At 57.9% G+C, this 14,417-nt stretch carries 13 protein-coding genes; 6 read left to right on the plus strand and 7 right to left on the minus strand.

Going from position 1 to position 14,417, the window contains the following annotated elements; genetic code table 11:
* On the plus strand, positions 1-1,200 hold the full coding sequence (locus tag Q0M74_RS03270) for an IS4 family transposase (RefSeq protein WP_293951619.1): 1,200 nt from the start codon (positions 1-3) through the stop codon (positions 1,198-1,200).
* Positions 1,201-1,664: 464 nt separating this feature from the next.
* On the opposite strand, the gene Q0M74_RS03275 is transcribed toward Q0M74_RS03270, so the two are convergent.
* From Q0M74_RS03275 to Q0M74_RS03290, 4 genes are read right to left on the minus strand one after another with little or no spacing between them, the layout of a single operon-like run.
* Complete coding sequence (locus tag Q0M74_RS03275; RefSeq protein ID WP_293951620.1) at positions 1,665-3,884, minus strand: helix-turn-helix transcriptional regulator; 2,220 nt, start codon at positions 3,882-3,884, stop codon at positions 1,665-1,667.
* A gap of 9 nt (positions 3,885-3,893) precedes the next feature.
* Entirely contained in the window at positions 3,894-4,652 is a 759-nt protein-coding gene (gene pcaD, locus Q0M74_RS03280; protein ID WP_293951621.1) for a 3-oxoadipate enol-lactonase, read from the minus strand.
* Position 4,653: 1 nt separating this feature from the next.
* Complete coding sequence (locus Q0M74_RS03285; protein WP_293951622.1) at positions 4,654-5,874, minus strand: acetyl-CoA C-acetyltransferase; 1,221 nt, start codon at positions 5,872-5,874, stop codon at positions 4,654-4,656.
* Positions 5,875-5,885: 11 nt separating this feature from the next.
* A complete protein-coding gene (locus Q0M74_RS03290) occupies positions 5,886-6,656 on the minus strand; it encodes an IclR family transcriptional regulator C-terminal domain-containing protein (protein WP_293951623.1) in 771 nt (256 codons plus the stop codon).
* Positions 6,657-6,726: 70 nt separating this feature from the next.
* Between Q0M74_RS03290 and Q0M74_RS03295 the strand changes: the two genes are divergently transcribed.
* The 4 genes from Q0M74_RS03295 to Q0M74_RS03310 all read left to right on the plus strand — a co-directional run bounded on the left by Q0M74_RS03295 (position 6,727) and on the right by Q0M74_RS03310 (position 10,713).
* On the plus strand, positions 6,727-7,470 hold the full coding sequence (locus tag Q0M74_RS03295) for a CoA transferase subunit A (RefSeq protein ID WP_293951624.1): 744 nt from the start codon (positions 6,727-6,729) through the stop codon (positions 7,468-7,470).
* Positions 7,470-8,120, plus strand: a complete 651-nt coding sequence (locus tag Q0M74_RS03300; protein WP_293951625.1) for a CoA transferase subunit B — start codon at positions 7,470-7,472, stop codon at positions 8,118-8,120. Before Q0M74_RS03295 ends, Q0M74_RS03300 begins: the two co-directional genes overlap by 1 nt.
* Positions 8,121-8,254: 134 nt before the next feature.
* The gene (clpX, locus tag Q0M74_RS03305) at positions 8,255-9,535 is read left to right on the plus strand and encodes an ATP-dependent Clp protease ATP-binding subunit ClpX (RefSeq protein WP_293951626.1); all 1,281 of its coding nucleotides are present in this window, start codon (positions 8,255-8,257) and stop codon (positions 9,533-9,535) included.
* Positions 9,536-9,780: 245 nt separating this feature from the next.
* Positions 9,781-10,713 carry an AEC family transporter gene (locus Q0M74_RS03310; RefSeq protein WP_293951627.1) on the plus strand — a complete coding sequence of 311 codons (933 nt, stop codon included), beginning with the start codon at positions 9,781-9,783 and terminating at the stop codon, positions 10,711-10,713.
* 30 nt (positions 10,714-10,743) lie between these two features.
* Here the strand turns inward: Q0M74_RS03310 and Q0M74_RS03315 are convergent, their stop codons facing one another.
* A complete protein-coding gene (locus Q0M74_RS03315; RefSeq protein WP_293951628.1) occupies positions 10,744-11,517 on the minus strand; it encodes a TetR/AcrR family transcriptional regulator in 774 nt (257 codons plus the stop codon).
* A 416-nt stretch (positions 11,518-11,933) separates the two neighbouring features.
* Here Q0M74_RS03315 and Q0M74_RS03320 point away from each other — a divergent pair, with 416 nt between their 5' ends.
* On the plus strand, positions 11,934-12,905 hold the full coding sequence (locus Q0M74_RS03320) for a malate dehydrogenase (protein ID WP_293951629.1): 972 nt from the start codon (positions 11,934-11,936) through the stop codon (positions 12,903-12,905).
* Between the two features lie 56 nt (positions 12,906-12,961).
* Here Q0M74_RS03320 and Q0M74_RS03325 read toward each other — a convergent pair whose 3' ends face one another.
* Complete coding sequence (locus Q0M74_RS03325) at positions 12,962-13,693, minus strand: hypothetical protein (RefSeq protein WP_293951630.1); 732 nt, start codon at positions 13,691-13,693, stop codon at positions 12,962-12,964.
* 17 nt (positions 13,694-13,710) lie between these two features.
* Positions 13,711-14,391, minus strand: a complete 681-nt coding sequence (locus Q0M74_RS03330; protein WP_293951631.1) for a MerR family transcriptional regulator — start codon at positions 14,389-14,391, stop codon at positions 13,711-13,713.
* Positions 14,392-14,417 lie beyond the last annotated feature (26 nt).

Raw genomic sequence — 14,417 nt, forward strand, 5'->3', positions numbered from 1 at the left:
ATGCCTCGACATGGACGGACACAACCTGATACTGATCGCCGGTTATCGGATTTAATCTCGGTGGGACTGCTCACCCGAGTGTTTCCCGCCGATATCGTGGACGACGTCATCGCACAGGCCGGTCGCACCCAACAACGATCCCGCATCCTGCCCTCCCGGATGATGGTGTACTACACCATCACCATGGCTTTGAACTCCGATGGCTCCTATGAGGATATCTACGCCGACCTCACCGATGGACTGTCCTGGGCATCGCGGTGGGAGGACCAGGCAGTACCCGCTCCGTCACGCTCGGCAATCTTCCAGGCCAGGTCCAGGTTAGGGCCAGAGCCAATGGCAGCGTTGTTCGCTCGTGTTGCCCAACCGTTGGCCCGGCCAGGGTGGGAAGGAGCCTGGCTGGCGGGCAAACGCCTACTCGCTGTGGACGGCACCACCCTGGATGTCCCGGACACACCAGCCAATGTCGAGCATTTCGGTCGTCCCGGTCAGGCCGGGTACCCCCAGGCACGTGTGGTGGCAATCGCAGAATGCGGCTCACATGCGATTATGGATGCGGTCATCGGCGGGCTGGGCACCGGGGAAACCACCCTGGCTGATGAACTGATCGACCGGCTGGATCCGGATTCGGTGTTGGTCGCTGATCGGGGGTTTTATAGTTTCCACCGGTGGGCTACCGCACAGGACCGCGGGGTAGACCTGCTGTGGCGGATCCGGAGCAACGTTAAGCCCAAGCATGTTCGGACCTTAGGTGATGGAACGTGGTTAGCCACGATCACCCCGAGTAGTGGGCCGGGGTGGCGTGAGGTTGCCCCCAGGATGGTGCGGGTGGTGGATTACCAGGTCGATACCGGCGACGATGAGGCTGGCACTGTCGACCAGCACCGGTTGTTGACCACCTTATTGGACCCAGCCGCTGTCCCGGCCGGTGATTTGATCGCGGCGTATCTCGCCCGGTGGGAGATTGAGAACACCTTCGATGAGCTGAAAACCCATCAGCGTGGACAACAGAGGGTGTTACGGTCGAAGTCGCCTGCGTTGGTGTGCCAGGAGATCTGGGGGCATCTGTGCTGCCATTACGCGATCAGGACATTGATGGCTGATGTGGCCGCTGTCAGTGAGCACAGTCCTACCCGGGTGTCGTTTGTTAAGGCCTTGAAGATTGCCCGTCGTTCGGTGATCCAGGGCTCTTTTTCCCCCTGACGACCCGCACACTGCCCGACGTTTATGGGGCAGGGCGGTATCCTGGCTGGCCAGGTACCTCAACCCGTCACGCCGTGGGCGGAAGAATCCGCGGGTGGTCAAACGAAAGATGTCGAAGTGGCCGGTGAAACGATCTCATCATTGTGGCCGGCCACTCGACCCGATGGCCACCGTTACCCCACCACTAACTTAACGGTATTGTGCTTAAGCCTGATCGGCGATGACATCGGTACCCCCTGCTATGCCGGGAGCTGAAGGACTGGCACAGGGGATCAACCCGGTGGTGTCGGGGTGTGGACAAGCTGCTGGTGGCAGGCTTTGACCAGGTGCAGTCGTTCACGCCTGCGGGCAGTAGCAACGAGACCCCCAGTACCACCGGGGGTGCGCCCTTGGACACCAGTTTCCCTACGACACTGGGTCAAGGATGCCTGTGACATACCAAGGAGACAGGCCTTCCCGGCGTTTTAAGCTTGGTTCTTTAAAACAGCCCGTAGATCTACACGGCCAGTGACACCAAACTTCCGGTAGACACGTGTCAGATGGTATTCCACTGTCTTGGTGGATAGGGAGAGTTCCCGGGCCACATCAGAGTTGCTTGCACCCTCCACAACCAGAGCGGTGATCTGCTCCTCCTGCGGGGTGAGTCCCTGTGCGGAACGACGGGTACCGCCCAGACCGCTGACCTTTCTTTCACCGGCACATCGTGCAGCCAGGGTGATTGCCCCCATGGCGTTGAAGACCTCTTCCGCGCGGGTGAACATCTCAGCGGCCTGACTGCGACGTCCCATGCGACGGAGAACCAGACCGAATTCAAAGAGGATGCGGGCTTCATAGGCGGGCATATTCACAGAGGTGATGGCATCAACCGCTTCTGAGAGCATCTTCACCCCGCGGGCTGTGGCACCACGCTGGATCTCAATATTGGCCCGCGGCACCAGATTTCGTGCCCGCAGGGAGAGAATTCCGGAAGCATTGTGCCGTTCCAGGTTTTCCTCCATCACCAGGGCAGCGGTGTCCACCCGGCCGGAACGGATCAGGGACACCGCATACATGTCCTCCCAGGCCCAGAAACCCGGTTGCTGGGTGTCAGTGGTGTAGGCGATGGAGGCTAGTTGCTCACCGGCGAGGGCCGCGGTCCGCGTATCGGACATCATGGTGGAGACAATCATCCGTCCCATAGCGGAAGGAAGTTTCTGGATCATGAAGGAGTCACTGTTGGTGACATTCATCCGGGATAAATAATGACGGGACAGCTCAGCATGCCCACTGAGACCAGCCACCTGTGCACCGGTCCACAACAGCACCGGTTCTAGTAGTGGAGTGCCGGTGCGGTCCCCAGTGGCAAGACCCCGTTCCACCACGGCTGAGGCAGCAGAAAACTCACCCAGGACATAGTGGGCGCGGGCTAAGAAGGCGTCCTGCCACAGGCCCAACAGGTCAGAATCACCACGCCACCGGTGTGATAACAGCTGTCTGGCCTGAGTCGGATCATCAAAGACCAAAGCTAACCATCCCGTGATGAAGGTCCGGAGCTGTTTTTCCAGGACCGTATCCGGGGTGGGGAGGGGTTGCGGGCGAGTACTGAACTCCAAAGCATCAGCGAGCAGGCGGAAAGATGCAGCATCATGAGAATCCTTCTGGGCCGGGTCATCCGCAAAAGCCCGGATACCCTGCGGCTGCCAGCTGGCCAGACTCTGAAGTGCTGTCAGTGCAGAGGGCTGCGAACCCCGGAGCAGGTTCGCTGTCGTGGTGGCCTGCCCCTCATAGAGGGATAATTCCGGGCGCGCCTGTGGCAGATCTTGGGCATGCATCCTGGCCAGTGGAAGATCACCGCGGGCAAACAGGGTGTCCACCAGTTGCTCACTGCTATCCCAATCACTGACATCGTGATGGATACTTAATGCCCGTGCCAGGCTCGGGGGAGTGGAGGAACGTACGACAGCACGAACTTCGGGGCGGGAAAAATACACCCGCCCTGAGGATACCGCCAGAACACCCCGTGACACCTCAATATCTAGTTGTTCTCCCAGATGCTCGGGAAGCTCGAATAGCAGCGCCCCGTTCAGGGGATATGAGGCCACCACCTGGAGCAGCTCACCAGAATACTTACCCCAGTGCTCCGGAATGATGATGATGGGATCAGTGTTTCTGCCAGCATTCCCAGGACAATGTCCAGCCCAGTGCTCCATGGGGGCAGCAGATAACAGCTCCCGGATCAATTGTGGAAGACCACCGGAAGCATCGTGGATCCGGTGCGCGGTGCGTGGGGAACACACCCCGACCGTCTGCACCACCAGCTGCTGGGTTTCAGAAACATTCAAGGGTGACAAGGGGACCACTTCTGTGGCCTCATCGATGCTGTGGGGGGCTGTTCCCAGGATGATCACCTGAGGTGCTGAGACATCATGGACGACCGCCAACACCTCATCCAGGTTGGTGGCCCTGTGTACCTGGCCGGCAAGAATCACCGTCGGTACAGTAGGCCTGCTGAAACCCCTTAGTGCAGGCTGGGTGAGCACCTGGAAGTCACCCAACTGGATGGCCAGTTCACGGATGAACCGTTCCTTGTCCACACCTTTCGGCCCCGTCACCAGAATGAACCTGCCGTGCCGCCCGGAGGCGATATCAGCGAGTAATCTTCTCTGCAGTTGCAGACGTCGGGGGAGGGAGCCGGTGGTGAGCATGAACCCTTTTTACTTGAAGTGCTGCGCCAGAAGCGCAGTGATTTTCTCAGGCTGCTCAATGGTGGGCAGGTGCGCACCGGGGGAGACAACCTCAGCAGTGGCCGGGCCTGCAACACCATCGGCGATGATCTGCAGGGTCTCTGGGGTGGTGGAAGGATCATCTGCGCCGGCGATGGTGAGAACGGGCACGGTGATCTCTGAGAGACGGTCGGTGAAGTCCCAGGTTGACAGGGCTTCACAAGCCAAGGCGTAACCCTCATCCGGGGTGGAGGCCACCATCTGCTCATAGTGCTCACGGGAGGCTGGGTTGGACTCCAACCAGCCGGGGGAGAACCAACGCTCGATAACAGCCTTGGACAGGGATGCGGTGCCTTCTGCACGTGTTGCAGCAGCGCGGTCAATCCAGCCCTGTGGCTCGCCGAACTTGGCGGCGGTGCACAGGAAGGCGCCTGCGGTCACGCGTGGAGAGGTGGCAGCCAGGTACTGCGCTACAGCACCGCCGAGGGACAGGCCGATCACGCCGAAGTCCTCCACACCGAGGGAATCCAGGGTTTCCAAGACATCATCAGCAAAGTCAGCAACCGTGGGGGTGCCGTCGACAGCTGCGGAAAGTCCGTGTCCGCGATGATCCACGGCAATGACCCGGAAGTCCTGCTGCAGGGCGTCCAGCTGTGGCAGCCACATTGCGGTGGTGGAGCCGAGGGAGCCGATGAACACCAGGGTCTTGGTGTTGTCATCGCCGTAGGAAACGTTATGAAGAATGGTCAATTTAGTTCTCCTTCTCAAAAATTGCTGCAAGTCCCTGTCCGCCACCGATACACATGGTGGCCAGGCCGTAACGGGTATCTTCGCGCTGCATGCGGTGTGCGAGGGTGACCACCATGCGGGCACCGGTGGCACCAACCGGGTGGCCGAGGGAGATGCCCGAGCCCAGTGGGTTCAGGCGCTTGTCCTCCCAGGAGATGCCCCACTCGCTCAGTACTGCGAGTGCCTGTGCCGCGAAGGCTTCGTTGAGCTCGATGGAACCCATGTCCTCCAGTGTCAGTCCGAGACGGTCCAGTATCTTCTTGGTGGCTGGCACCGGGCCGATACCCATGGTCTCTGGTGGTACAGCTGCAACAGACCAGCCGGCGAGGCGGACCAGGGGGGTGAGGCCGAGCTCTTCAGCCTTGGCACGCGTGGTCACCACGACAGCAGCGGCACCATCATTCTGGCCGGAGGCATTGCCAGCGGTGACGGTGGCATCCTCATCCTGGCGTCCCATGATGGCGCGCAGGGAAGAGAGCTTTTCTGCAGTGGTCTCAGGACGTGGGTGCTCATCCTTGTCAACCACGATTGGGTCGCCCTTGCGGACCGGGATGCTGATGGGGACGATCTCATCGTTGAAGAGACCAGCTTCATGAGCAGCCCCTGCGCGCTGCTGGGAGGTGGCGGACATGGCGTCCTGGGTATCGCGTGGGATGTTGTACTCACGACGCAGGTTCTCAGCGGTTTCGATCATGCCACCGGGGATCGGGTGGTTGCGTCCACCAGCGGTCTCACGTGCCTCAGCCAGGCGGTCGCGCAGAGCCATGTCGCCACCCTTCACACCCCAACGGATGTCACCGGAGACGGTGTATTCGGTGCGGCTCATGGACTCAGCGCCACCGGCGATGATGAGGTCAGCTGCGCCAGCTGCGATGTGGGATGCTGCGGTGACGATTGCTTGCAGACCGGAGCCACAACGACGGTCCAGCTGCATACCCGGAACGTTCTGGCCGAGTTTGGAATCGAGTGCGACAACACGGCCCAGGGCCGGTGCTGCGCCGTTGGGGGAGGCCTGGCCGAGAATCAGATCATCCACATCATCGCCGCTGATGCCGGTCTTGTCCACGATGGCGTTAACCACTGCGGTGGCAAGATCCTGTACCGGGATGCTGGTGAAGACGCCGCCATAACGACCAACCGGGGTGCGTAGTGGAGAACAGATGACAATATCTTGAGGGTTCATTTTCTAATCCTTTACTGGGTTGTTGCTGCAAGGTCTGCAGAGATGGCACGGGCGGTGTCGATGAGGTGCGGCAGGAATTCCCGCCTGATGTCCTCAACCGAGTGCTGTGCGGACTGGGTGGAGATGTTGATCGCCGCGACGACCTCTCCGGTGGCATCTGTGACAGGTGCCGCCAGGGACCGGAGTCCAGGCTCCAGTTCCTGGTCCACCAGCGACCAGCCCCGCTGACGTGCTGCCTCAATCTCATCACGAATTGCCGATGGCGGCAGAGCGCGTGCAGTGAGCTGGGTGGGGGGAGTCCGTGTCAGCAGGGTATCCAGGGTGGTGGGATCAAGGCCTGCCAGCATGACCCTGCCCATGGAGGTGGCATAAGCCGGGAACCTGGTTCCCAGGGTGATGGATACTGTCATGATACGTCGTACCGGGACACGTGACACATAGATGATGTCGGTGCCATCCAGCACTGACATGGAACTGGATTCACCCACTTCACGTGAGAGTGCCTCCAGGCGGGGCTGGGCGATTGCCGGTAGCGTCAGTGCAGAGAGGTAACTGGTCCCCAGTTCCAGCACCCGGGGGGTGAGCTGGAACTGGGTGCCGGTGGATACCGCATAGCCCAGATCCACCAGGGTATGTAGGAAGCGACGGGCGGTGGCGCGTGATAGCCCGGTGGCCACAGCGACCTCAGATAGTGACTGGGAGGGGGAGTCAGCGCTGAAGCTGCGAATGACGGACAGCCCCCGGGCGAAGGACTGTACGAAATCCGGGGAAGTTTCGCTCATTCGATCATCTCCTAACGTTCGCATCGCGAACCCTTGTGCATTGGATGAACAATACGATACCATGGGAGTCATGATTGACAAGACCCTTTCATCCGCTGCCGAAGCTGTGGCCGATATCCCGGACGGTTCTTCTATCGCCGTCGGTGGATTCGGCCTGGTAGGCATTCCCACCCTTCTGATCGAAGCCCTGCGTGAGCAGGGCGCCGGTGAGCTGACGATCATCTCCAACAACTGTGGTACCGATGGCCAGGGCCTCGGACTGCTGCTGGAGGATGGTCGCATCGTCAAGACCATCGGTTCCTACATCGGATCCAATAAGGAATACGCACGTCGTTACCTCGAGGGAGAGCTCACCGTTGAGTTCACCCCACAGGGCACCCTCGCCGAGCGCATGCGCGCTGGTGGCGCCGGAATCCCGGCGTTCTACACCACCGCAGGTGTGGGTACTCAGGTCGCTGAGGGTGGACTGCCCCAGCGTTACAACAAGGACGGCTCTGTGGAGATCTACTCCAAGCCGAAAGAAACCCGCGAATTCGAGGGGCAGCTCTACGTGATGGAAGAGGGTATCCGCGCGGACTTCGCCCTCGTCCACGCGCACAAGGCTGACCGTTTCGGCAACCTTGTCTTCCGCAAGACGGCCCAGAACTTCAACCCAGATGCCGCGATGAGCGGCAAGATCACCATCGCCCAGGTCGAGCACCTGGTTGATGACCTTGATCCAGACGAGGTGCACCTTCCAGGCATCTATGTCAACCGCGTGGTCCACGTTGGCCCGCAGGAAACCGGAATCGAAAACAGGACGGTGTCTAACTAATGACTTGGGATCACAACCAGATGGCTGCACGCGTAGCCCAGGAACTTGAAGACGGCCAGTACGTCAATCTCGGCATCGGCATGCCGACCCTCATCCCCGGCTACCTACCAGAGGGCCTTGAGGTTATTCTCCACTCGGAGAACGGTGTTCTGGGCGTTGGCCCATACCCAACCGAGGAAGAACTTGATCCTGAGCTGATCAACGCTGGCAAGGAGACCATCACGGTCAACCCTGGTGCTTCCTACTTCTCCTCATCCGATTCCTTCGCGATGATCCGCTCCAAGTCTGTCGACGTTGCCGTCCTCGGTGTCATGGAAGTCTCCCAGTACGGTGACCTGGCCAATTGGATGATTCCAGGAAAGCTGGTCAAGGGAATGGGTGGAGCCATGGACCTGGTCCACGGCGCCTCCAAGATCATCGCCATGACCGATCACGTGACCAAGAAGGGTGCCCCGAAGATTCTCGAGGCATGCCGACTGCCATTGACCGGCGCCAAGTGCGTCGACATGATTGTCACCACTCACGCGGTCTTTGATGTTGATCCGGTTGAGGGTCTGACCCTCGTCGAATGCGCCGATGGCGTCACCGTGGCTGAGCTGCGCGAAATCACCGAAGCTGACTTCAAGCTCGGCGAAGGCATCACCGAATAGGAACCGCCCATGAGGGACCCGCAACCGCATGAAGTCACTTCGACGGGATAAGATGGAACAACCCCTTGCCAATATTGTTGGTTAGAGTTGTAAGCAGTAAATCTTTTCAAAGTGGAAGCGGGTCTCACACTCTTATGGCACGAATGCAGGAAAGCGCCGATCTGCTCAAATGCTCTTTCTGTGGCAAGAGTCAGAAACAGGTTAAGAAACTCATCGCAGGTGGTGCGGTATACATCTGTGATGAGTGCATCGAGCTGTGCAACGAGATCATTGAAGAAGAACTCGGGCAGGCACAGGGGCAGGACGAGGAGCACAATGAGCTCCCCAAACCCTCCCAGATCTCCGCGTTCCTGGATAAGTATGTGATTGGCCAAGATCAGGCCAAGCGCATCCTGTCCGTTGCGGTCTACAACCACTACAAGCGTCTGCGCGCACATGAGCAGATCGGTGGTCGTCGTCGCAAGGATGAGGAAGAAACCGAGCTGATCAAGTCCAATATCTTAATGTTGGGCCCCACCGGCTCCGGTAAGACCTACCTGGCACAGACCCTGGCCAAGCTTCTCGACGTCCCCTTCGCCATCGCCGATGCCACCTCCCTCACGGAAGCGGGCTACGTGGGCGAGGACGTGGAGAACATCCTGCTGAAATTGCTTCAGGCTGCTGACTTCGATGTGGAACGCGCTCAGCGCGGCATCATCTACATCGATGAGGTGGACAAGATCTCCCGTAAGTCAGAGAACCCCTCCATCACCCGTGACGTCTCCGGTGAGGGGGTCCAGCAGGCACTGCTGAAGATCCTCGAGGGAACCGTTGCTGCAATCCCACCCCAGGGTGGACGCAAGCACCCCAACCAGGACTTCATCCAACTGGACACCACCAATATCCTCTTCATTGTTGCCGGTGCCTTCGCAGGCCTGGAGAAGGTCATCTCTGACCGACGTGGCAAGAAGGGCCTCGGTTTCGGTGTCGAGGTTGCTTCCAAGAAGGATGAGGAGAAGGAGGACATCTTCAAGGACGTCCGCCCGGAAGATCTGGTGAAGTTCGGACTTATTCCGGAGTTCATCGGCCGTCTCCCCGTTGTGGCCACTGTGGCCAACCTGGATCAGAAGTCCCTGGTGCAGGTGCTCACCGAGCCACGCAACTCCCTAGTCAAGCAGTACCAGCGATTGTTTGAGATGGATGACACCTTGCTCACCTTCACCGATGACTCCCTTGAGGCCATCGCTGACCTGGCGCTGGAACGTAAAACCGGTGCCCGTGGTCTGCGTGCCATCATGGAAGAGATCCTTGTACCGATCATGTACGACATCCCGGACCGTGATGATGTCTCCGAGGTCGTCATCACCGGCGACGTTGCCCGTGGTGAGGCAGAACCTGAACTGCTGACACGTGTAGCAGAGGAGAAAACAGCTTAAGAATCACTGAAGCGACCACTGGATGGATTGAGAGAAATCCTCCGGTGGTCGTTTTACTGATAGAGGGAGAAGAGATGGAGCTAATACTCATCTTCTGGGGCGTAGTGAATTTGCTCTTCCCACTGATCGGACTGGTGCTTTGGATGATCTACCGCGCAGTTATCCGAAATCATGTGACTTCCAATAACCAATAAATGCCCTCTAGTAGATATCACAATCCCTTTTCCTAGAACCAGGATGGACTGTTGTTAGATGTAATCACCGGCTTCGCCATTATTTTTGTTGTCATCGCGGTGGGTTTCTTCCTGGCGAAAACTGGGGTTATCTCAGACGATAAGCAACGTCTGGTTCTCAACCGCATCGCCTTCTATGCGGCGACACCTGCGTTGTTGTTCTCAGTGGTGGCCAACTCTGATCCGCAGCATCTGTTTTCACCCGTGATCGTGGTGACCTTCTTCGCCACCCTGGCAACAGCAGCCCTGTACTGCGTGATCTCGGTGATCTTTTTCAAGAAGGATATCGCCACCACGGCGATCGGTGCCGCTGCCGCCTCCTATGTGAACTCCAATAACATTGGATTGCCGGTCTCCATCTACGTGCTGGGAACAGGTGCTTATGTGGCGCCTGTCCTGGTTATACAGATGGTGATCTTCGCACCGATGATTTTGGCAGCTCTGACCACAGGGGGTCCCGGAGGATCGAGATCGTCGAAGATCTGGGCGGCTTTCCGTGGCTCCCTGCTCAGCCCGGTGGTGCTGGCCTCCATCGCGGGACTGATCGTGTCACTGACGGGTGTTGAGGTGCCGGCAGCGGTGATGGAACCCACCACGATTCTTGGTGGTGCATCCATTCCGTTGATCCTGATGAGCTTTGGTGCATCCCTGCCATCAACGAATGTGTTGTCCTCAAAACCGGAGCGTGCCAGTGCGATCACGGCGACGGCCATCAAGATCGTGGGTATGCCCCTGATCGCCTGGCTGATTGGCCTGGCCTTCGGACTGGAGGGGGACATGATGTACGCCGCGGTTATTCTCGCAGCGTTGCCTGCTGCACAGAATGTGTACAACTATGCGGCGACGTATCGCAGGGGCGAGATACTCGCCCGGGATACGGTGTTCCTCACAACATTCCTGGCCTTGGCTGGAATGTTGGGTATCGCTCTGCTCTTCGGACGTTGATTGTCGCGTGACTGAGGGCAGCGAGGTCTACTACTCGAACAGGTCGGTGTCGAAGGAGTATTCTTTCTCATCCTCAGGCTTGGTGCTGCTGTCACGGGTGGACAGATAGCTGGAGGATTCCGAATTGGGCAGGTTGGATGTCAGGAATGCCAGGACAGTATCGACAACCAGACGGCGCATACCTTCGATGTTGGCTTCTGAACTTAAGTCCACATCAAAAAGCTGATCCATGGTCAGCTGGTTGGACAGTCGGTAGTAGCCGAGAGAACTGATCAGTACCAGGACATCCTCTGCTGAGATCCCCGGGCGGAATGCGCCGGCATCCTGGCCGAGCATGAGCAGCTTATCCAGGTTGAGCAGCAGGTTGCTTTCATCATGGAGTGCCGCAGTGCTCTCAACTCCACCGTAGTTGTGGAGGTTTTCCATGAGGACCAGTCGGATGGCCTCCGGATTATTGATGATGGCGCTGTAGATCGCCTCCACAGTCTTGCGTACACCTTCCACCGGAACGGCGGAATCAAGCTGCATTGATTCAGCTTCAGGACGTAGAAGCTCCAGTGCATGGGAGATGGTCTTGACATACAGACCCTTCTTGTCCCCGAAGTAGTAGTGGATCATGCGCTTGGACATGCCAGATGCTTTGGCGATCATTTCAAGCTTGGTCTCTGAGAAACCCTGATCGGAAAAGTGCTTGAGTGCGGTGACAACGACTTCATCCGGAGTTGCGGTGTGCCCGGTTTCAGGGTTGGTGAATTCGCTACCCTCGTTGCGGGGGTGTTCTGAACCTTGCTCAGAAAGAGCCATGATCTTTCGGTCCTTTCGGGGTAACGATGTCCCACGTTCAGATAAGAACGCGGGTGCAGAGAAAGGGATCATATCAGGGCTACCGACAGCAGGTAAGGTAACACCATTTACTTAATCCCAACCAACACTACCAAATGGTGCCCGAAACCAGCTGAAAATGCTCTATTTCACGGCCAGGCGGCGGAAAACCCCAAGAAAAACACACTACAGGGGTACAAGAATCGAATGATCGGGGGTAGATGAACGTCTTCTCTACGTCGGATGTCGCAGGTTGAATCAGTGGTGGGAACCTGTGGTCGGGGATAGTATGGGAGGAGTAGTGATAACCCTAATACGCATATGGGTTTGATGTTGAGGGAATCACTAGCTTTGCCCCGCACCATAACGTTCAACCAGACAAGGACTGAGGATCGTTCATGAATTCCCCGAAGAAAATTGCCGTTACCGGAGCTGCAGGACAGATCGCATATTCACTGCTGTGGCGCATTGCCAGCGGTGAGATTTATGGCGCTGACACCCCGATCGAGCTGAACCTGCTTGAGATCCCAGAAGCACTCGGTGGTGCTGAGGGTGTCGCCATGGAACTATCCGACTCCGCATTTCCACTCCTGCAGAACATCCGCATCACCGCAGACACCAACGAGGCTTTCGACGGTGTCAATGCAGCATTCCTCGTCGGTGCAAAACCACGTGGCAAGGGTGAAGAGCGTGCTGCTCTGCTGGCCAACAACGGCAAGATCTTCGGACCACAGGGCAAAGCCATCAACGATCATGCGGCAGAGGATATTCGCGTCCTGGTGGTGGGTAACCCTGCCAACACCAACGCACTGATCGCGATGTCTGCAGCCCCGGATGTCCCCAACTCCCGTTTCAACGCCATGATGCGACTGGACCACAACCGTGCCATCTCTCAGCTGGCGGGAAAGACCGGTCGAGCTTCCGCAGACTTCAAGGATGTTGTTGTCTGGGGCAACCACTCTGCAACTCAGTTCCCGGACATCACCTACGCCACCGTCGGTGGGGACAAGGTCTCTGAACTGCTTGATCATGACTGGTATGTCAATGAGTTCATCCCACGTGTGGCCAAGCGTGGTGCTGAGATTATCGAGGTCCGTGGCAAGTCTTCGGCAGCATCAGCTGCGTCCTCTGCCGTGGATCACATGCGTGACTGGATCCAGGACACAGACACCTGGGCATCTGCCGCCATCCCCTCCACCGGTGCCTACGGCATTCCTGAAGGTCTCATCTTCGGTCTGCCCACCATCGCCCGCAACGGTGAATGGGAGACCGTGGAAGGTCTGGATATCAGCGACTTCCAGCGTGAGCGCATCAACGCCAACGTTGAGGAGCTTCAGGCTGAGCGCGAAGCAGTCAAGAATCTGCTCTAAGCTCTGATGCTTGAGAAACAATGCCCTATCTGGCGCCCACCAAGATAGGGCATTATCTATTTATGCAGGAGAGATTCAGGATCATCAACCCAAAGCCGCACCTGAGTTATAGGAGTGAGTGGAACCTGCTGCCAGGGCCAGTGAAAGGGCCGGGCAGGAGTGGGCTGACACCGAATGCTTATATTTGTTCCTTCACTGGACGCGAGGATGAGAACTTCTCCGCTGATCTTGTAGGAATCGGAATCGAAGTGACGTTCCGAGGTGATGGCATTGATACCGGTCAGCGTGGCCACCACAGTCCGACCATGGCGCAGTACCAATCCCTCCGGTGTGAAGTAATGGGGATAGACGGCTCGTTGCCCGATGAAAGCCCATAACCAGATGAGTGAATAGATCGACAGCACAGCCAGGATGCCACGAGCTAGGGGCCAGGGGAGGAGAAGTTCGACGGCGATGAGTTCAATAGTTGTCACCACGGTCAAAGCAGCCGGTAACGTCCAGAGACCAGTCGTGGCAACAAGAGTGTTCGCCCCTTGTGGTGCCTGGATTTCTCGACGGAGCAGTCGGTAGAGATCCCGGAAGGTGTGAGCTTCAAAGATGATGAGACGCAGGGGTGGGATCAGAGTGGTGAGAGGTATCCCAGTTCTCCGCGATGACCTCAAGGTCAGTGCTACTGCGACCAAGACGAGGCAGAGCTCAGCGATGAAGATGCTGAGGAAGGCGACCGGTCCGCTGATGTTCTCCGTATGCCAGAGGAAGAACTCGACAGTAATTATGACAAGTGACATTGAGAGCAGTAGATACTTCATGTCAACTGCCTCAATGCCTCAGCTTGCGCTGGGGAGTTAGCTGCATCGCTGATATTCAGCGGGAGAGCCCCCGGATTCAAGGTCTCCATGACATGGTTGGACATGTACCCTCGGGCAGAGAGCGAGACAAACTCTGCAATGAGCGCATCGGAAGCGGTAGGGGCTTCCAGCTCTTCCCAGATCTGTAGGCACCGGACAGTGGCGTAGGCAATCTCAGAATCTGAGAGGTTTGTAGCAATCCGCACCCAGGTGGACTCGGTGCTGAGACCACCGAGTGAAAGCAACCCGAGAATCGACAGTTCCCGAGAAAGGGGTGCTGTCAGATCCGGATGTTGGTCGATGAGCTCATCGAAGAGATGCACCACTTCAAACGGAACTCCATTACGGCCCTGTTTTAGTGCAGTGAGTTTTCGTTGCTGTTCTTGAAGTTCCCGGACCTGTTCTGAGAGGAGAGTGTGAGCGCGTTCCAAGACTGCGGGGTCATCACTGATGTCAGCAAGTGGAACGCCAGCTTGGATAAAAGCACGGACCCGAAAGACAGCAGCTAGGTCCTCTAAGGAATAGTTCCGGTATCCGGAACTGTCTCTCGTCGGTTCTGGTAGGACCCCTACCTCGTGATAGTGGCGTAGTGCACGGACGGAACACCCAACAGCTTGTGCGACATCACTGATCTTCATACTTCTGAGTATGGGCCCTGACGTCG

Source organism: uncultured Corynebacterium sp. (assembly GCF_945649885.1).
GTDB lineage: Bacteria > Actinomycetota > Actinomycetes > Mycobacteriales > Mycobacteriaceae > Corynebacterium.

Coding starts and splice junctions, on each gene's coding strand:
- Q0M74_RS03285 (WP_293951622.1), bottom strand. CDS start 5,874: ATGAACCCTCAAGATATTGTCATCTGTTCTCCACTACGCACCCCGGTT.
- Q0M74_RS03275 (WP_293951620.1), bottom strand. CDS start 3,884: ATGCTCACCACCGGCTCCCTCCCCCGACGTCTGCAACTGCAGAGAAGA.
- Q0M74_RS03320 (WP_293951629.1), top strand. CDS start 11,934: ATGAATTCCCCGAAGAAAATTGCCGTTACCGGAGCTGCAGGACAGATC.
- Q0M74_RS03325 (WP_293951630.1), bottom strand. CDS start 13,693: ATGTCACTTGTCATAATTACTGTCGAGTTCTTCCTCTGGCATACGGAG.
- Q0M74_RS03290 (WP_293951623.1), bottom strand. CDS start 6,656: ATGAGCGAAACTTCCCCGGATTTCGTACAGTCCTTCGCCCGGGGGCTG.
- Q0M74_RS03295 (WP_293951624.1), top strand. CDS start 6,727: ATGATTGACAAGACCCTTTCATCCGCTGCCGAAGCTGTGGCCGATATC.
- clpX (WP_293951626.1), top strand. CDS start 8,255: ATGGCACGAATGCAGGAAAGCGCCGATCTGCTCAAATGCTCTTTCTGT.
- Q0M74_RS03330 (WP_293951631.1), bottom strand. CDS start 14,391: ATGAAGATCAGTGATGTCGCACAAGCTGTTGGGTGTTCCGTCCGTGCA.
- Q0M74_RS03315 (WP_293951628.1), bottom strand. CDS start 11,517: ATGGCTCTTTCTGAGCAAGGTTCAGAACACCCCCGCAACGAGGGTAGC.
- Q0M74_RS03270 (WP_293951619.1), top strand. CDS start 1: ATGCCTCGACATGGACGGACACAACCTGATACTGATCGCCGGTTATCG.
- Q0M74_RS03300 (WP_293951625.1), top strand. CDS start 7,470: ATGACTTGGGATCACAACCAGATGGCTGCACGCGTAGCCCAGGAACTT.